The 16,425-nt window shown below is 71.9% G+C and carries 19 protein-coding genes and 1 pseudogene; 2 read left to right on the plus strand and 18 right to left on the minus strand.

All coding sequences use genetic code 11. The features are described 5' to 3' along the window. Positions 1–6: 6 nt before the first annotated feature. From HJG44_RS24190 to HJG44_RS09675, 6 genes are read right to left on the minus strand one after another with little or no spacing between them, the layout of a single operon-like run. The gene (locus HJG44_RS24190; RefSeq protein ID WP_346767137.1) at positions 7–312 is read right to left on the minus strand and encodes a rcc01693 family protein; all 306 of its coding nucleotides are present in this window, start codon (positions 310–312) and stop codon (positions 7–9) included. Continuing rightward, entirely contained in the window at positions 195–533 is a 339-nt protein-coding gene (locus HJG44_RS09655; protein WP_171218101.1) for a gene transfer agent family protein, read from the minus strand. Before HJG44_RS09655 ends, HJG44_RS24190 begins: the two co-directional genes overlap by 118 nt. A 1-nt stretch (position 534) precedes the next feature. Then, on the minus strand, positions 535–945 hold the full coding sequence (locus tag HJG44_RS09660) for a phage major tail protein, TP901-1 family (RefSeq protein WP_171218102.1): 411 nt from the start codon (positions 943–945) through the stop codon (positions 535–537). A 40-nt stretch (positions 946–985) separates the two neighbouring features. Continuing rightward, entirely contained in the window at positions 986–1,396 is a 411-nt protein-coding gene (locus tag HJG44_RS09665) for a tail completion protein gp17 (protein WP_171218103.1), read from the minus strand. Next, the gene (locus HJG44_RS09670) at positions 1,393–1,728 is read right to left on the minus strand and encodes a phage head closure protein (RefSeq protein ID WP_171218104.1); all 336 of its coding nucleotides are present in this window, start codon (positions 1,726–1,728) and stop codon (positions 1,393–1,395) included. Before HJG44_RS09670 ends, HJG44_RS09665 begins: the two co-directional genes overlap by 4 nt. Further along, positions 1,728–2,294 carry a head-tail connector protein gene (locus HJG44_RS09675; protein WP_171218105.1) on the minus strand — a complete coding sequence of 189 codons (567 nt, stop codon included), beginning with the start codon at positions 2,292–2,294 and terminating at the stop codon, positions 1,728–1,730. The genes HJG44_RS09670 and HJG44_RS09675 overlap by 1 nt, the downstream gene beginning before the upstream one ends. Before the next feature lie 2 nt (positions 2,295–2,296). Between HJG44_RS09675 and HJG44_RS09680 the strand changes: the two genes are divergently transcribed. Then, on the plus strand, positions 2,297–3,067 hold the full coding sequence (locus HJG44_RS09680) for a S1 family peptidase (RefSeq protein WP_171218106.1): 771 nt from the start codon (positions 2,297–2,299) through the stop codon (positions 3,065–3,067). 46 nt (positions 3,068–3,113) lie between these two features. Then, complete coding sequence (locus HJG44_RS09685) at positions 3,114–3,965, plus strand: S1 family peptidase (protein WP_171218107.1); 852 nt, start codon at positions 3,114–3,116, stop codon at positions 3,963–3,965. A 100-nt stretch (positions 3,966–4,065) separates the two neighbouring features. Here the strand turns inward: HJG44_RS09685 and HJG44_RS09690 are convergent, their stop codons facing one another. The 12 genes and pseudogenes from HJG44_RS09690 to HJG44_RS09740 form a co-directional block, all read right to left on the minus strand. Next, positions 4,066–5,322: a phage major capsid protein gene (locus HJG44_RS09690; RefSeq protein ID WP_171218108.1), complete on the minus strand. Its 1,257-nt coding sequence runs from the start codon at positions 5,320–5,322 to the stop codon at positions 4,066–4,068. Between the two features lie 7 nt (positions 5,323–5,329). After that, a complete protein-coding gene (locus tag HJG44_RS09695) occupies positions 5,330–5,884 on the minus strand; it encodes an HK97 family phage prohead protease (RefSeq protein ID WP_246736168.1) in 555 nt (184 codons plus the stop codon). A 43-nt stretch (positions 5,885–5,927) separates the two neighbouring features. Continuing rightward, positions 5,928–6,260: a hypothetical protein gene (locus tag HJG44_RS09700; protein WP_171218109.1), complete on the minus strand. Its 333-nt coding sequence runs from the start codon at positions 6,258–6,260 to the stop codon at positions 5,928–5,930. A 118-nt stretch (positions 6,261–6,378) separates the two neighbouring features. Further along, the gene (locus HJG44_RS09705) at positions 6,379–7,578 is read right to left on the minus strand and encodes a phage portal protein (RefSeq protein WP_171218110.1); all 1,200 of its coding nucleotides are present in this window, start codon (positions 7,576–7,578) and stop codon (positions 6,379–6,381) included. A 181-nt stretch (positions 7,579–7,759) separates the two neighbouring features. Continuing rightward, positions 7,760–9,007, minus strand: a pseudogene (locus tag HJG44_RS09710) (DNA-packaging protein). A gap of 10 nt (positions 9,008–9,017) precedes the next feature. After that, positions 9,018–9,542, minus strand: a complete 525-nt coding sequence (locus tag HJG44_RS23650; protein WP_246736121.1) for a hypothetical protein — start codon at positions 9,540–9,542, stop codon at positions 9,018–9,020. Positions 9,543–9,743: 201 nt separating this feature from the next. Continuing rightward, positions 9,744–13,523, minus strand: coding sequence for a cadherin-like domain-containing protein (locus HJG44_RS09715; RefSeq protein ID WP_171218111.1), 3,780 nt, complete (start codon positions 13,521–13,523; stop codon positions 9,744–9,746). A 218-nt stretch (positions 13,524–13,741) separates the two neighbouring features. Then, positions 13,742–13,900, minus strand: a complete 159-nt coding sequence (locus tag HJG44_RS09720; protein ID WP_171218112.1) for a DUF3309 family protein — start codon at positions 13,898–13,900, stop codon at positions 13,742–13,744. A gap of 169 nt (positions 13,901–14,069) precedes the next feature. Next, positions 14,070–14,573, minus strand: a complete 504-nt coding sequence (locus HJG44_RS09725) for a YciE/YciF ferroxidase family protein (RefSeq protein ID WP_171218113.1) — start codon at positions 14,571–14,573, stop codon at positions 14,070–14,072. A 158-nt stretch (positions 14,574–14,731) separates the two neighbouring features. Next, a complete protein-coding gene (locus tag HJG44_RS09730; RefSeq protein ID WP_171218114.1) occupies positions 14,732–15,253 on the minus strand; it encodes a YcgN family cysteine cluster protein in 522 nt (173 codons plus the stop codon). Positions 15,254–15,320: 67 nt separating this feature from the next. Further along, positions 15,321–16,136, minus strand: coding sequence for a hypothetical protein (locus HJG44_RS09735; RefSeq protein WP_246736122.1), 816 nt, complete (start codon positions 16,134–16,136; stop codon positions 15,321–15,323). 19 nt (positions 16,137–16,155) lie between these two features. Beyond that, a complete protein-coding gene (locus HJG44_RS09740; RefSeq protein ID WP_171218115.1) occupies positions 16,156–16,365 on the minus strand; it encodes a hypothetical protein in 210 nt (69 codons plus the stop codon). Positions 16,366–16,425 lie beyond the last annotated feature (60 nt).

Genomic DNA, 16,425 nt, shown 5'->3' on the forward strand with positions numbered 1-16,425 from the left:
TCTTCCTCACCTGTCGGGAAACATCCTCATCAATACGTCGAGGCCCGGTCGCTCGAGCGCGGTCCGTGCCGGCGGAGCGAGCGCCAGGGCCAGCTCGCGCGGCGTCGCCCGCCAGAGCGCGTCGGGACTCCACCGCAGGCGGGAAAGCGCGAGATGGAGCACCTCGTCCCAGGGAAAGGGCTCCGCCGCGCCGCTCAGTCCGCCTGCGGCTCCCGAGGGTTTTCGCCGCCCTCCCCGAAGGTCGCGGCGAGGAGTTCGGCCACGGCGCTCGCCACCTCCGGCAGGCAGGCGGCAGGCCAGGCGCGGATGGATTCATCCGCGATCTCGTGCCCGCCGCCGCGCAGGCCCGCGCCCAGAAGCTTGGCCAGGTCCTCGGCCGAGAGCCGGCCCGAGCCGAGACGCGCTCCCAGCGCCGCAAGATCCGCGACCGCGAAAGCGTCCTCGAGCTCGGCAAGGGCGCCGAGCGTCAGGCACAGCGTGTAACGCTCGCCGCCGAGCGTTGCGGCGACCTCGCCGCGTCTCCGGTTGGCCATGTCAGAGCGCCGTGAAGACGAGCGGGCCGGCGGATTCCAGCGCCATGTCGAAGGTGACCTCGCCGGCATGGTCGCCGCGGTATTCGAGGCCGGTGATCTGGAACGGCCCCTCGACGGTGCCGAAATCGGGCAGGATCACCTGGAGCGTCGGGATCGCGCCGTCGAAGAAGAGCGCGCGCATGCGGGCGTCGGAGGCCGCGTCGCGGAACACGCCCGCTCCCGCGATCGAGGCCCGGCGCATGCCCGCGCCGGCCAGGAGCTCGCGCCAGCGCCCGGCCGAGTCGGCGTTCGTGACGTCGACCGCCTCCGCGTTGAAGGCGAGCTGCCGGGTCCTGAGCCCCGCGACCGTGGTGAAGCCGCCCGCCCCGTCCTCGAGCTTGATCAGCAGGTCCTTGCCCTTCTGTGCGGCCATCTGTTCGTCCTTTAGCGAGAGGGTTCGGGGTGCGGCTCCGTCAGGTCACCTCGGTCACGGCCCTGAGCCGGAGGACGGCACGCGCCAGGTTCGTCCGCTCCTCGCGGCCGATCTCGATCGCCGTCACGCGAAGCGCGACGAGGCGGTGCCCGGTCAGGGCGAGGCTCGCGTCGTCGAGGAGCTCGGCCATCCGTTCGGCCGCCGCCAGCGCCGAGGCGGTGCTGCCGGGTCTCGCCCAGATCCGGATGGCGAGATCCTGCTCGTGCCCGCGCTCGGCCGAGCTCGACGCGTCGCGCGCCTCGGCCTCGCCGAAGACCGCATAGACCGGCTCGGCACCGGGCGGCGGCTCGTCGTGGATGGCCCCGGTGCCGCCCAGAAGCGCGGCGAGCGGGGCGTCGGCCCCGCAGCGCGCGAGGATCGCGGAGCGGAGAGGCAGGATCGGCGAGCTCACGGGCGGATCTCCTCCACGAGGCAGACCAGCTCGCGCCGGCTTCCGTCCGGATCGGCAGCGCTGCGGATGCGGAACCGCCGGGGCCCGAGCAGGAGCCGCATCCGCTCGCTCACGCCCTCGCGGTGCCGCAGCGTGACCCGGTGCGTGATCGCGGCCTCGGCCCTGTCGGCGCGGCTGCGCTCGCTGGCCGAGAGATGCTCGATGGCGCCCCAGACGAGCGGCCCCGGCTGCCAGGTCCGGATCACACCGCCGAACCCGTCCGGCGTCTCCAGCGGCAGCTCCAGCGTGAAGCGCCGGTCGCGCGACCCGATCGGCTTGCGGGCGGGCGCCATCACGCGATCCTCGGCCGGAGGAAGGGCGCGACGAGCGACAGGATCTCGGCCGGCATGACGCCCTCGCCGTCCTCGTCGCCGCGTCGTTCGAACCAGCGGGCGGCGAGCCGCTGGATCGCGAGGCGGAGCGGCGCGGGCACGTCCGCAGGAGCGGGTCCGAAGCCGTATGTCGCGTCGATCTCGATGCCGCCGGAAGGAATGCCGGGATCGGGGGCGGCCGGATCCGCAACGAGGCGCGGCGGCTCGGCATCCGTCTCGAGCCGCCAGAGCGCGGGATCGAGCACGAGCGCCGGCCCGGCTCCCGGGCTCACCCGCACGGCCGCGACGGCGAGGACCGGTGCGAGCGGCAGCGCCACGACCCGGCCCTCCGGCCACCGGTCGAGCCGCACCCGCCAGGTCTGGGCGATGAAGGCGCGGCGGGTGGCGCATTCGAGGACCTGCCGCGCCGCCGCGACGAGGCTTGCGACCACCGCATCCTCGTCGTCGCCGTCGAGGCGCAGATAGGCCTTCGCCTCGGCCAGCGTCACGGGCTCGACGGCCGGGCCGGCGATGGGTATCGGACTCATCCATGTCTCCGAAATTCAGCGATCGGCCGCGCCGGATTCGCCGCTGCGCAGCGGCGGCCGCGCTTCTCCTGACCGGGCTTCAGCCCGCTTCGGCCGTGGTGGGCGGCAGCGAGAATTCAGGCCCGCTCGCCCGGTCCTCGGTGATGGTCCTGAACTCGCGCGGCGGCGTCTGCTCGGGCGTGGTGGTCGCCCGCGACGTGGTGCTGACGGCCGCCCACTGCGTCGCGGGCCAGGGCGAGTTCCGGGTCCATTGGCGCGGCGAGGACGGGCAGCCGGTCCTCGTCGAGCCTGCTTCGCGGGCCCTGCATCCGCTCTATGTGTCCGGCGCGGTCGCCGAGCGCCGGCGCTCGATCGACCTCGCGCTGCTCCGCATGCCGGGCGACCTGCCCGGCCGTTTCGGCCCGGTCGCGCTCGCGGGCGGCGCGCCGGCGAAGGGCGAGCCGGTCACGCTCGGCGGCTACGGCGTCGCCCGGGAAGGCGATGCCCGTTCGACCGGTACCTTCCGCACGGCCGGGCTTGCGGTCGTGGAACCCTATGGCCGCAGCACGATCCTGCTCTGGGCCTCGGCGGGACGCGGGACGGGCGCATGCGAAGGCGATTCCGGCGGCCCGATCGCGAACGCGTCCGGCTCGGTCGCGGCGGTCACGAGCTGGGCGGCGGGCGAGCGGAAGGGCGGCTGCGGCACGATGAGCCAGGGCGTCCTCCTCGGGCCGCAGCGCGGCTGGATCGACCGCACGCTGACGGCCTGGGGACGCGCGGCCGAGTGGCGCTAGGGTCCGTCACTTGTCGAATCCGGCCGTCAAAGGCACATTGGACCGCATGAAACGCCTCCTTCGCGGCTGTCTCTCCGCCGTGGCGCTGACGCTCGCGCCCCTCCCCGCGACCGCGGTGACCGGCGGCAAGGTCGTCCAGGATCCGAACGGCATCCGCCGCTCGGTCGTGCTCATCGAGAGCTCGCAGGGCGAGCTCTGTTCGGGCGCGGTGATCGCGCCGGACCTGATCCTCACGGCCGCGCATTGCGTGCTGCAACGCGCCGCCTACCGGGTCGTCGCGGTCGACCGGCGCTTCCGCAAGCGCGGCATCCGGGCCGTCGCGGCCGCGCTGCATCCGTCCTTCGTGCCGGGCACCACGCCGCGCACGCAGCCGGGCATCGACCTTGCGATCCTCAAGCTCGCCGAACCTCTGGGTCCCGAATTCACGCCGCTGAACCCCGCGCGTTCCCCCGGGCTCGGCGAGGGCGACCTGGTCGATCTCGCCGGGTTCGGGCTTGCGGCCGAGGCGAAGCGCGGCTCGGCGCGCGTTCTGCGCGCCACCCGGCTCGTCTCGCTCGGGACGCTGCAGGCGGCCAACCGCGTCGTCGTCGTGGCCGACCAGCGCAGGCTCGCCGAGACGACCGGAGCGGGCGCGTGCCGCGGCGATTCCGGCGGGCCGATCGTCCGCGGCGGTCCCGACGGCTACCAGCTCCTCGGCATCGTGAGCTGGTCCTCGGGCGCGCTCCATTCCTCGACGCCGACCGCCTGCGGCGGCCTGACGGCCGTCACGCCGGTCTCCGAGCACGAGGACTGGATCTCCGCCCGGGCGCAGGACCTGCAGCGGCTCAACGGCGAGCAGACCATCGGCTGGTCGGCGCCGCGCGTGCGCAGCAACGCCTACGACTGGTCCATGCGCTGAGGCGCCGCCCCGTCATGGTCGGCGACGAGCCGAGCATCGGGGCGTCCGGGCGGCCTGCCCGGATCCTCGGGCAAGCCCGAGGATGACGGGGGGCTCGTCCTCAGCTCGCCGCGAACTTCAGGAGCTTGATCGCCGCGTAGTCCTGGACGCCGCCGCCGACCCGCTTGGTCGTGTAGAAGAGCACATAGGGCTTGGCGGAATACGGGTCGCGCAGCACGCGGATGCCTGCCCGGTCCACGACCAGGTAGCCGCGGCGGAAGTCGCCGAAGGCGATCGGGAAGGCGTTGGCCGCGATATCCGGCATGTCCTCCGCCTCGACTACCGGGAAGCCCATGAAGGTCGCGGGCTGGCCCGCGGCTGCGGGCGGCTGCCACATATAGGCGCCGGTGTCGTCCCGGAACTTCCGCATGGCGCTCTGGGTCTTGCGGTTCATGACGAAGACCGCGTTCTGCCGGTAGCCGGCCTTGAGCGCGTAGATCAGGTCGATCAGCACGTCGGCGGGGCCCTCGGCCGGGAACGCTCCAGCGGCGCCGGTCGCCACATAGCCGAGATTGCCCCAGCTCCAGCTCGCCTCCGCGACGGCCGGGGCCGCCACGAAGCCCTTGGGCTTGTTCACCCCGTCGCCGCGGACGAAGGCGAGGCCTTCCTGCTCGGCGAAGACCGTCTCGACCTCGGCCGCGAGCCAGGCATCGATATCGACCACTGCGTCGTCGAGAAGCGTCTGGGTCGCGGCCGGCATCGCGTAGAGCTCCATGGCCGGGAAGGCGAGCTCGGCGAGGTTCGGCGAGGCGGTCTGCGGCCGCGATGCCGTCTCGCCCACCCAGCCCGAGGCCGGGCCTGCCGTCGAGAAGGCGCGCTTGTAGAGCCCGGTCGAGATCGTCCGGACCGACGAGATGGCGCGGATCGGGGAGAGATTCGCGAGCCGCGTCAGCACCTCCTTTTCGACCGTCCCCGGCACGAGATAGCCGCCATCCGGCCCGGATCCCGCGGAGAGCGCCTTCTCCTCGAGGCGCTTCAGGCCCGAGGCCTCGCCGGCCCGGACATAGAGATCGAAGGCGGCCTTGTGCTCGGCGAGCCCGGCATCGCGCCCGGCTTCGGAGGGCGCCCCGAGCGCGGGCCGGCTCCGCTCGATCTGGACGCGGTCGAGCCGGCGTTTCGCGTCGTCGAGCGCGGCATCGATCCGGGCGAGCTTCTCCTCCGAGACGACGTCGGCCGAGAGCCGCGTCTCGATCTCGGCGAGCCGCTCGTCATTGGCAGCCCGGAAGGCGTCGAAGGTCCGGGCGAAGTCGTCGAAGGCCGCGGCGACATCGGAGGATGCGGCGGATTTCGTCTCGGGTGCGGGGGATTGCAGGGTCATCTGTTCCTCACGGGGTTGCGGGACGGGACAGCCGCACCGAGGCGCGGCGGATGGCGCGGGCGAGGCCTGGGGATGTGCCCTTCCCGTTGCGGGGAGCGTGGCCCCTCCCGGCAAGGCGGAGGGGAAAAGGCGGCCCGCCCTTCGGCGCGCCGAGCCTCGCGCCGGGCAGCATGGGGAAGGTGACGATCGAGATCTCCCAGAGGTCGAGCTTCACGAGCCGGCGGATGCCGCCCGCGCCCTTGGCGGCCTCGATCACGCGGAACCCGATCGAGAGCCCGTCGAGCGCGCCTTCCCCGATCAGCGCCGCGATCTCGCGGGCGCGGCGCACCGCGAGATTGAGCCGCCCGCGCACGAGGAGCCCGCGCGCATCCTCGCGGATGGACAGCCAGGTCCCGACCGGCTCGGCCGGATCGTGCTGCCACAGCATCCGCACGCCCGCCGCGCCGCGCCGGGCGAGGCTGTCGCGGAAGGCGCCGCGCTCCACCACGTCGCGGCCGAGATCCGCCACGCCGAAGAGGCTCGCATAGCCCTCGATGAGCCCATCCTGGCCGACGCTGCGCAGCTCGCGCGGCAGCAGCTTCACCTCCAGGCCGCGGACAAGTTCGCTATTTGTTCTCAAGACAGCGCCACCTTTCCTCGTATTCCGAGCGGCCGACGAAGCGGGTGTCCGCCCGCCGCAGATCGGCCTGCAGCGCCCTGATGTCCTCCTCGGTCCGGCGCCACCGCTCGGCCTGCTCGGCCCGGGGCACGGCCGCGTCGCGCAGGAGGCGGAGCTCGGAGCCGAGCACGCCCATGCCGTTCTTGATCGGCAGATAGGCGAGCCCGCCGAGCGCCCCGAGGATCGCGACGATCACGCCGACGGAGGTGACGATGGTCTGCCATTGCGTCTTGCCGCCGGCCCGCACCTCCGCCGAAAGGGTCGCGATGGCGCTCTCCACCTGCTGGAAGGCGCGGTGGTCGTCTGCTCGAAATGGAGGAACTGCTGGCCGAGCCCGTAGACCCGCTCCTGCAGGGCGGCGAACTGGATCGTCGGGTCGGAGCCCTGTCCGTTCGCGCTCATGATCCGCCTCCCCGCGCGCCGTAGCCCACGGCGGCGCGCTTCTCGTCCTCCGAGAGGAAGGGTGCCCCGCCGACGCGCCGCCACAGCGACTCGCGCTCGGGCGCCAGAGCCTCGACCGCATCGAGATCGGGCACGAGGGTGAGCCCCGCGCCGGATCGCAGGTCCGGACCGAAGGCCGGTCCGAGCCATTGCGCGACCGCCTCCGCGGTCCGCTTGGCGAGCGGAATCACGGTCTGGCGATAGAAGGCCCGGTTCGCCTCGGCGTAGTTGGCATGCGTGTTGTCGCCCGGGAGGCCGAGAAGGAGCGGCGGCACCCCGAAGGCGAGCGCGATCTCGCGCGCCGCCGCGTTCTTCGCCTCCACGAAATCCATGTCCTTCGGGCTGAGCGAGAGCGGCTTCCAGTCCAGTCCCCCATCGAGCAGCAGCGGCCGTCCGGCATTCGCCGCGCCCTGGTAGCTGGCCTCGAGCTCAGCCTTCAGCCGCTCGAATTGCGGATCGGACAGCTGGGCCCCGGCCGGCCCGGCGAAGACGAGCGCGCCGGAGGGCCGCGCCGCGTTGTCGAGCAGAGCCTTGTTCCACGCCCCGGCGGCGTTGTGGATGTCGAGCGGCACGGCGGCCGCCTCCATGGGCGAGAGGCCGTAATGGTCGTCGAGCGGGTGGAACAGCGTCAGGTGCAGGATGGGCGGGACCTCGCCCGTCTGGTCGAACCGCACCGTCCGCGTTCCGACCTGGTACTCGTAGGCCGCCGGCCAGCCGTCCGGCCCGGGCACGACGCGCATCCGGTCGGGCCTGAGCGCATAGAGCTCGCGCGGCAGCCCCTCGACCGCGACGGCCTCGAGATAGGCGTTCCCCGAGACCAGGAGGTGGCCATAGAGGCCCTCCAGGAAGCGGGTCCCGCTCTCGCGCGGATTCGGCCGCGACAGGAGATCGAGCAGAGGGTGGGCCGCGAGGGCCCGCTCGCCCTCCATCAGGTCGAGCGGGATCGCGGCCGCCGCCTCCGCGACCAGCCGCACCGCCCGGTGCACGACGGCGTTGCGCTGGAAGCCTTCGCGGGCGAGCGCGGGGTAGTCGCGGCTCGTCCAGGCAGCGCGCCCGCCGAGATAGAAGGCCACCCCGTGCCCGGCGGCGGGCAGCGGGGCGCGCGAGGCCTTCTCCTCGGGCGGCCGCCCGAAAAGGCGTGAAAGGAGGTTCGGCATGGCAGACCATCTGTTGGCAGGCGCGGAACCCCGCCGCTAACCTCTCCCCGGCGGGGAAAGGCCGCCTTCAGGCAGAGCCCGGAGGCGGGTGAGGGTGACGTGGACCGATTCGTCAGGCGCGCCCGTGTCCTACGGAGCCGCCAGACGAGCGCGGAGGCGAAGCTTTTGCGGGCGGTCCCCCTCACAACATCCTTACCCGCGGCTCCGCGCGGGTCAGCATCAGGTGCGTGAGGGCCCAGACGAGCGCGTCGAGCCGGTCGGGCGAACGGCCGGAGGACAGGCCGCCGGGGCCGAAATCGCAGAGCTCGTCCTCGAGCTCCGGGAAGGCGCCGAGATGGCGCACCCTGCCCTGCTCGTAGAGCACCGCGACGGGCTCGGCGCGCAGGTATTTCCCGCGCGTCGCGTGGACGGTCGTCACCGGCACGGCGGGATCGACCTGCGCCAGCACCGCGCGGACCATCTCGCCGCCCTGGTTCGCCTCCGCGACCAGCGCGTCGGCGCTTCAGCGCCGATAGGCGGCGACCGCCCGCTCCGCCCACTCGGTCGGGCGCGCGGCCTCCAGGCTCGCATCGGCGAGCACATAGCCGGTCCCGGCCGCGTCCACGCCCGCCACCACGATCCCGCAGGCATCCGCCCGCGCCCCGGAGGAGGCCGGCGGATCGACCGCCACCACGACCCGGGCCAGCGGCGGCGCCGCCTCGGTGCGCGCGGCCTCGATCCGGTCGCGCGACCAGAGCGCGTCCTCGCGCTCCTCCACGAGTTCCCCGTCGAGTTCCTGGCGCCCGAGCCGCGTCCCGGCATAGCGGCCGACGATCGCGTCGAGAAAGGCGGGCGCGAGGTTCTCGGCATTGTCGGCCGTCCGCGACCGGCTCACGACGACCCGCCGGTCGTCGAGCAGCCGCTTCAAGAGCGGGATCGGCCGCGGCGTCGTCGTCACGATCTCGCGCGGTGCCGGCCCGAGCCGCAGCCCGAATTGCAGCATGTCCCAGGTCTCGGTCGGATAGCGCCACTTGGCGAGCTCGTCGCACCAGGCCGCTTCGAATTGCGGCCCGCGCAGGCTGTCCGGGTCCTCGGACGAGAAGGCATGCGCGACCGCGCCGCTCGGCCATTGGAGGCGGCGCAGGGCCGGTAGCCAAGCGGGGCGGGCCTCCCCGCGCCTGTCGTACACCGCCAGTATCCCGGCCGGCCCCTCGATCATCACGTCGCGCACGGCCGCGAAGGTCTCGCCGACGAGGGCGATGCGGCCGGTCGGCGGCTCGGCGAAGCCTGGATCGCCCCGGACGATGCCGCGCACCCACTCGGCCCCGGTCCGGGTCTTGCCCGCGCCCCGGCCGCCGAGGACCAGCCAGGCGGTCCAGGCCAGCGGATCGCCCCAGGTCTCCGGCGGGCGCTGGGCCTTTCGGCAGAGAAACGGCCAATGCGCGAGCATCCCCTCCGCCTCAGCCCGGTTCAGCGTCTCCACGAAGGTCCGGATCGCAATCGTCCTCTTCTTCCTCGCATATCCTTTCAAGGTGCCGGCGAAGCTCGTCGCGCAGCTCGGCGAGCGTGCGCGGGGGAGGTTCGTCATCGGCTTCGGGCTCCTGAGAGCGCTCGGCCTGCAGCTTCTTCAGGCTCCCGAGCGTGCGGACATGGGTGGCGAGCGCACGGGCGGTGCGCTCGGGATCCTTGGTCTCGCCGGCGGACAGTTCCGCATCCAGGCCGGCGATGGTCCGGGCCGAAATCCGGTTCAACCGCGCGAGCTGCCCGGAGGGATCGAGCTCGTCGGCCTCGTCGGTCTTCGCCGGCGGCCGGCGGAGCGCGGCGGAAGCCTCGCGCCGTTTCGGCCAGCCGCATCTCTGCGCGAGACGGACGATCGTGCCGCGGTGGACGCCGAGCTTGGCCGCCGTCTCGTCCAGCGGGGTATCGAGGTCGGCATAGCCGAGGCGGATCTTCTCGATCATGGCCGGCCCGAAGGCGCGCGTCATGGAACGCTCCCCAAGCGGAAGCGCGGCCGGAGATCCTCCGCCCGCGCTCGGGTTCAGATTGTCGGGTGTCGGCCCCCGGCCGCTTTCGCGAGCTCGCCGGAAGGGCATCGCAACGAAGGCCGATGTCCCGGCGCAATTCGTCAGCGTGGGTCTTCTCTACCCGGGCAGCGTCCGGGTGTCAAGGACTATTTTCATAGAACGCTACACGAACCAGAAGTCGCTCGCCTGGAGCGCGGCGGCGTTCACACCCGTGAGCGTCACGGATTGGCCGGCCTCGATCGTCACCACGGCGTCCGTTCCCGAGGCCGCGACATGGGCCTGGCGCCAGGATGCGAAGTCGCCGACATTCAGGGCGAGGGCCCGGAAGTCGAGGACGTCCTCGCCCCGGCTGAAATCCGACACCGTATCCTGGCCGAAACCCGGCCCGAACACGAACACGTCCCGGCCGGCTCCTCCCGTCAGGAGGTCGGCTCCGCCCTCGCCGCGGATCCAGTCGACGCCCGCGCCGCCCGCGATCTGGTTCGCCCGGCCGTCGCCGACCAGGAGGTCGTTGTGGGCGCTCCCGGTGATCGCCGTGACGGCGGGACCGATCGCGTTCGCCGCACCGGACGCGGGCGGATTCGCCAGGAAGGCCGCCGTCCAGTAACCGGCCATCTCGCGGTAGCCCGTATCCGTCGGATGGATGCCGTCGAACAGGTCGGAAAGCGTGACGCTCGGCATCTCGACGAGGCTCACGTTCTGCCCGCGCCCGATCGCGTCCGCGACGACGCTCCGGATCGCCGCGTTCACGTTCGCGACCTGCGCGTCGTAGCCCGCCAGCGGGATCAGGGTCGAGACATAGACATGCGTCGCCGGGCTCGCCTGCGCGACATGGTCCAGCATGCCGGCGATCTCGGCCCGGACGGCGTTCTGCGGATTGGTCTTGTAGAAGATGTCGTTTGTGCCGGCCATGAGGAGGATGGCGCTCGGGGCGTAGGTGGCGAGCAGGCCCGGGAGGATGGCCTGGATGTCGTCCCCGGTCTCCCCCGGATAGCCCGCGTGATGGGGGTCGGGCACCTGGCCGTTGCTGTTCGGCCCGACCATGTCGACGAGGCGCCCTGCCGCAAGGACGTTGTTGTAGAAGAAGCCCCGATAGCCGTGCTCGTCCTGCCCGGGCGGCGAGTCGCCGTTGGTGATCGAGTCGCCGAGGGCCATCACCTTCGTGGCGAGGGACCATTGGGCCGCGCCGAGATCGGCCGTGACGCCGCGCGAAGCACCGGAGAGGTCGAGGGTCGACCCGCCACCGCTACCTACGGTGAACACGAAGGTCTGTGGTACGGGCACGGAGCCGTCCTCGTTCCCGTCCTCGACCGAGACGGAGAAGGACGGCGCGGAGGATGTGCCGTCGTGCCGGAACGCCACCTGGCCGGCGGAAAGCTGCTGCGGCGTGAAGCTCGCCGCCGGAGCGCCGCCCACCAGGAGGCTGCCGCCCGTGACCGCCGCGACCGCGAAGGAGATGCTGGCCGCCGTGTCGTCGGGATCGGAATAGAACAGGTCGGCCTGGCTCAGCACATAGGTGCCGCCGCTCGCGACCGTCGCGGCCAGATCGCCCGTGAGGCTCGGCGGGGCGTTCACCTGCCCCGTCGTCATGTCGAACACAAAGGTCTGCGGCACGGGGGCCGAGCCGTCCTCGTTCCCGTCCTCGACGAAGATCCGGAAGCTGCCGACGGGCTCCGTCCCGTCGTGCCAAAAGGTGATCTGGCCCGCCGCGAGCTGCTCGGCCGTGAAGGAGGAGACCGCCGACCCGTTCCGGAGAACGTAGCCGTTATCGAGGTTGCTCACCCCGAAGGTGATCCCGGCCGGGCCGTCATCCGGATCGGTGTAGAAGAAGTCGCTCGTCGTGAACTGGTAGGTCGTGCCGTTGGCGATCGTCGCCCGGAGGTCCCCCGTCAGGGTCGGCGCCACGTTGCCCTGGCCGGCGGCCACGCTGAGCACGAAATTCCGTGAGACCGGCGCCGAGCCGTCCTCGTTCCCGTCCTCGACCGAGACGGAGAAGGACGGCGCGGAGGATGTGCCGTCATGCCGGAACGCCACCTGGCCGGCGGAAAGCTGCTGCGGCGTGAAGCTCGCCGCCGGAGCGCCGCCCACCAGGAGGCTGCCGCCCGTGACCGCCGCGACCGCGAAGGAGACGCCGGCCGCCGTGTCGTCGGGATCGGAATAGAACAGGTCGGCCTGGCTCAGCACATAGGTGCCGCCACTCGCGACCGTCGCGGCCAGATCGCCCGTGAGGCTCGGCGGGGCGTTCACCTGCCCTGTCGTCACGTCGAACACGAAGGTCTGCGGCACGGGGGCCGAGCCGTCCTCGTTCCCGTCCTCGACGAAGATCCGGAAGCTGCCGACGGGCTCCGTCCCGTCGTGCCAGAAGGTGATCTGGCCCGCCGCGAGCTGCTCGGCCGTGAAGGAGGAGACCGCCGAGCCGTTCCGGAGAACGTAGCCGTTATCGAGGTTGCTCACCCCGAAGGTGATCCCGGCCGGGCCGTCATCCGGATCGGTGTAGAAGAAGTCGCTCGTCGTGAACTGGTAGGTCGTGCCGTTGGCGATCGTCGCCCGGAGGTCGCCCGTCAGGGTCGGCGCCACGTTGCCCTGGCCGGCCGTGAGCTGGATCGTCGCGGTCGCGCTCGCGACGGCCTGGCCGCCATTCGCCGTGCCGTCGCCGTCGTTCAGCGTGAACGCGATCTGGCGCGGCAGGGTCGGGCTGCCCGTGCTGGCCGCGTAGCCGATATGCTGCAGAAGCGTCTGGACGGCTGCGGGCGTGGCGCTCGTATTGAGGCTGATGACGAGATCCGCGCCGTTGGTTCCGCCCGCGACGGTCCCTATGCTCGTGCCGCCGACCCGCACCGTGGTCCCGCCATTCGCCAGCGTGACCGTCCCGTCCGTCACGATCCGAAGCTGGTCGCCGGCAGAACCGTTCTCCACGAAGCTCACGCGCAGCGAGCCGCCGCCGAAATTCGCCGAATCGACATCGGCGACGGCGGCGGCCGGCGCGATCTTGGTCACGGCGTCGCCCGTCCGGTAGGACAGCCCGACGCTCGTGCCGGCAGCAGCGCCGTTGAGGTCGACGGTCGGGGCGTCGTTGACGCGCGTGATCGCGACGCTCGCATCTCGCGTGAGGCTGGCGGCGGTTCCGTCGCTCGCCGCGACCCGGATCGTCCTGGCCGCCGTGGACGGCTGGTCGCTTGCGTTCTCATAGAGGATGCCGCGCAGGACGGCCTGGTAGGTGGCGACCGAGGCGCCGCCCGCGATGCTGAGCGCGCCGGTCGAGGCCGTGTAGGTGACGGCGAGCCCCGCGGCCGCCGCGGCGCTCGCCGCCGTCGCGTCGAGGGCGAGGCGCTCGAGCACGTTGCCGTCCGGCCGGGCGAGAAGCGTCGCCGTGAGCGAGACGAGGCTGCCGCTGTCCGGATCCGCCAGCGTGGCATTCGGCGAGACGAGAACGGACCTGTTCTCGACGAAGGCGGCCGAGGAGCCCGTGCCCGAGGCCGCGCCGTTGAGGTCCAGCGCCGGTGGATCGTTGACGGGCGTGACCGTGATCGCGTCGGTGCGAACCGTGCCGGCGAGATCGAAGGTGATCGTCTGGCTCGGGGTCGGCGTGTCGCTCACGTCAGAATATGTCAGGTTCCGCAGCACGGTCTGAACCCGGCTCGCGGTCGCGTTGCTGTTGAACGCGACCACGAGGTCGACGCCGTCCCGGCCGCCCGTGACCGAGCCGATCGCGACGCCGCCGACCCGCAGGCTGGTGCCGGACAGGCTGACGCCGCTCGAAAAGCCGATCACCGCCTCGGGGAGGAGGCCGGAGAGCCGGAGCGACTGCGCATTGAAGTTGCCGGTCGCGCTGAGCGTCGCGCTCGGGGCGAGGAGGATCGCGGACGCGCCCTCCTGCAGGCTTCGGCTCTCGTTGAGCCCGGCACCGGAGCCGTTCAGATCGAAGCTCGTGACGGTAGCCATGTCGCGCCCCCAGGGTCGAGGCGCATCGCGCCGGAGCGCGTCGACGATGGCCGCTCCGTCGCATGGATCCGACGCGTCGCGGTCGGCGCTTTGGGGGTAGCTTCGGGCGCGTCCGAGCTAGGCGGTAAGAACCCGGACGGATTCGGCCGGCCGTTCAGACGGCGACGGGCGACCCGGCATGAGCCGAGGCGCCTCTCCGGCCGGAGCCGAGCCGTGCGTCAGAGCCTTCCCATCAGGAGCAGGATCAGCACGATGATCAGGATCAGGCCGATGCCGCCCGACGGGTAGTAGCCCCAGCTGCGGGAATGGGGCCAGCTCGGGATGGCTCCGATGAGCAGCAGAATCAGGATGATGAGAAGAATTGTTCCGACTGTCATCGGTCGACCTCCTGCCCAACGGCCAAGCTTGTCACGCCGGGAGCAACGCGCAGGACTTCGCTCAGTTTCACGAGAAATTGATCGTAGTTAACGGGGCAAAATCTCGGCGCGGACATAAGAAAACGGCGGCCTTCCGGCCGCCGCCCTCCTTCTCGAATGCCACGGCCCGTTAGGCCGCCTGCTTGTTGATGCGGCTCTCGCCGAGCTTGGTCAGCTTCTCGTCCGTCGCCTTCTCCTCGGCGAGGTTCTTCTCCAGGATGGCGGCGATGTCCTTGCGGCCGAGCTGGTTGGACCAGGAGATCAGCGTGCCGTAGCGGGTGATCTCGTAATGCTCGACCGCCTGGGCGGCGGCCAGCATGGCGGCGTCGCGCACCTCGTGGTCGTCGCAGTCGGAGATGATCTCGCGGGCCTCCTTGATGATGCCGTCGATGGCCGGGCAGGTCGCGCCCTTGGCCTTCTCGCCCAGGATGTTGAAGGCGTCCTCGAGCCGCTTGATCTGCTGCTCGGTCTCGCCGAGATGCTTCTGGAAGGCCTGTTTCAGCGAGGCGTTCTCGGCCTTGCCGATCATCTCGGTCAGGCCCTTCGTGATCTGCTGCTCGGCGTAATAGATATCCTGAAGCGTATGCAGATAGAGATCGTCGAACGTCTTGATCGGTGACGTGAAGAGGCCCATCGCCCGTCTCCCTTGATGTCGGATGAATTCCCGGCGCCCGCGGTCGGGCGCGTCACGACGGGGAAACGTGGCGTACGGCAGTCAGTTCCGGCCCGCTCCGGCGCCGGCGCGCATGCGCCCGTCAAGCTGGGCTCGAAGGATGGAGGCTTGCTGACGGCCTAGCCGAACCGCGGCCCGTTCCGGCGGACCATGCCCGAGAGCGGTTCCACCGGCGCCTCGGCCGGCCATTCGACGATCTGCTCGAAGAGCTCCTCCTCCTCGAAATCCTCCTCCGGGCCGGCGAGCCGGTCGCGGACCGTGACGCCCGCCAGATGCGGGGTTTCGGGGTCGCCCGAGACGAGGGGGTGCCACCAATAGAGGTCGCGCCCCTCGGCGAGGAGCCGGTATGCGCAGGTGGTCGGGAGCCACCGGAGCCCCCGCACGGTGCCGGGCGTCAGGCGCACGCAATCGGGCACGATCTCCTGCCGGTTCGCATAGGAGCGGCAGCGGCAGCTCGTCCCGTCGAGCAGCGTGCAGCCGACATCGGTGTAGTGGATCTCGCCCGAATCCTCGTCCTCCAGCTTGACGAGGCAGCAGCGGCCGCAGCCGTCGCAGAGGCTCTCCCACTCTGCCTCGCTCATCTCCTCGAGGCGCTTGGTGCGCCAGAAGGGTTCGTCTGCCGCGTCGGGCGGGAATTTCATCGGACGGCTTGTCGGGGGAACGGAGCCGGGCTCGTAGCGCCCGAAATGGGCGGGATCGCGGCGCGCCTCAGCCCTTGCGGACGAGAGCAGGCGGCGAAGGGGCTGACTCGACCGCGACGGCTGCCGGGACCCTGCCCCGGCCGGCGCAATCCGCGCTCGCGAGCGGCGGGACCCCGAGGCGGGCGAGCGCCGGCCGCTGCGCCTCGAGGAAGGCGACGGAGCGCTCGGCCGGCACCGCCTGGGCCTGCGGCGTCTCGATCACGAGATGCTCGAGCGCGTAGCGGTATTCCGCCAGGCGGCGGTCGAGACCCCAGGCCACCCAGGCCACGAGGCAGCGGTTCTCGGCCACCCTCGCCTCGGCTTGGGCGATGTCGGCGGCGGAGACGCGGCCGGCATAGCCCAGCGTCTTCATGCGCACGCCGTCCGCCGCGAAGACCCGGGCCGCGACATCGGCGAGCTTCGGCAGCAGACGGGCATCGGCGGCCGCATCCTCCGACAGGCGGCGGTAGCGCGAGGCGGGCGAGAGCGCACCGTCCCGCTGGAGGGCGCCGAAATAGGCGGCCGGGTCGCCCGCCCCGGCGTCCGGCGGCAGGATGCGCTTGGCCGCGAGCTCCCCGAGCGCGCGCTCGAACCAGGCGAGATCATGCGCCGGGACGAGGAAGCGCCAGGCCCGGTCGCGCAGCTCGCGCTCGTCGTCGGTGTGGTCGTAGGGCGAAACCGGCTCGCCCCGCCCTGCCGCCGCGACGGAGCCCGTCGCCTCCAGCATGTCGTTCCAGGCCGAGTTGCGCTTCACGCGGCCGAAATCGCCTCGCTCGACGCAGGCCCCGAGGAGCAGCGCGGACAGCGCGGCGAGCGCGGGACGGACGGAGATGCGGTGCCTCATGGGCGCCGCTCGCTCCGGCTCAGGACCAGATCTCGTCGTCGCGCCGGGACGGACGCTCCTCGCCGCCCTCTTTCTCGTCCTGCGTCCGCAGGCGCTCGTAGCGCACGCCCGTGAAGAGCAGGACCGTGCCGCGCTCGGAATCCTCGCGCAGTGCCGCCCGCTTCGCGCGCGCCGAGAGCGGCGGAAACGCGATCACCTCCGCTACCGAAATCGTCTGTGGGTGCGGCATCCCGCCCTCCCCCGAGTCTCACGCCCTCGATTGACGGCCCTTATGGTTAATGACCGGTTT

This window comes from Enterovirga aerilata (assembly GCF_013044135.1).
Classification (GTDB): domain Bacteria; phylum Pseudomonadota; class Alphaproteobacteria; order Rhizobiales; family Beijerinckiaceae; genus Enterovirga; species Enterovirga aerilata.

Coding starts and splice junctions, on each gene's coding strand:
- HJG44_RS09655 (WP_171218101.1), bottom strand. CDS start 533: ATGGCCAACCGGAGACGCGGCGAGGTCGCCGCAACGCTCGGCGGCGAG.
- HJG44_RS09685 (WP_171218107.1), top strand. CDS start 3,114: ATGAAACGCCTCCTTCGCGGCTGTCTCTCCGCCGTGGCGCTGACGCTC.
- HJG44_RS09705 (WP_171218110.1), bottom strand. CDS start 7,578: ATGCCGAACCTCCTTTCACGCCTTTTCGGGCGGCCGCCCGAGGAGAAG.
- HJG44_RS09715 (WP_171218111.1), bottom strand. CDS start 13,523: ATGGCTACCGTCACGAGCTTCGATCTGAACGGCTCCGGTGCCGGGCTC.
- HJG44_RS09675 (WP_171218105.1), bottom strand. CDS start 2,294: ATGAGTCCGATACCCATCGCCGGCCCGGCCGTCGAGCCCGTGACGCTG.
- HJG44_RS09730 (WP_171218114.1), bottom strand. CDS start 15,253: ATGAAATTCCCGCCCGACGCGGCAGACGAACCCTTCTGGCGCACCAAG.
- HJG44_RS09690 (WP_171218108.1), bottom strand. CDS start 5,322: ATGACCCTGCAATCCCCCGCACCCGAGACGAAATCCGCCGCATCCTCC.
- HJG44_RS09735 (WP_246736122.1), bottom strand. CDS start 16,136: ATGAGGCACCGCATCTCCGTCCGTCCCGCGCTCGCCGCGCTGTCCGCG.
- HJG44_RS09660 (WP_171218102.1), bottom strand. CDS start 945: ATGGCCGCACAGAAGGGCAAGGACCTGCTGATCAAGCTCGAGGACGGG.
- HJG44_RS09740 (WP_171218115.1), bottom strand. CDS start 16,365: ATGCCGCACCCACAGACGATTTCGGTAGCGGAGGTGATCGCGTTTCCG.
- HJG44_RS09725 (WP_171218113.1), bottom strand. CDS start 14,573: ATGGGCCTCTTCACGTCACCGATCAAGACGTTCGACGATCTCTATCTG.
- HJG44_RS09720 (WP_171218112.1), bottom strand. CDS start 13,900: ATGACAGTCGGAACAATTCTTCTCATCATCCTGATTCTGCTGCTCATC.
- HJG44_RS23650 (WP_246736121.1), bottom strand. CDS start 9,542: ATGACGCGCGCCTTCGGGCCGGCCATGATCGAGAAGATCCGCCTCGGC.
- HJG44_RS09670 (WP_171218104.1), bottom strand. CDS start 1,728: ATGGCGCCCGCCCGCAAGCCGATCGGGTCGCGCGACCGGCGCTTCACG.
- HJG44_RS09680 (WP_171218106.1), top strand. CDS start 2,297: ATGTCTCCGAAATTCAGCGATCGGCCGCGCCGGATTCGCCGCTGCGCA.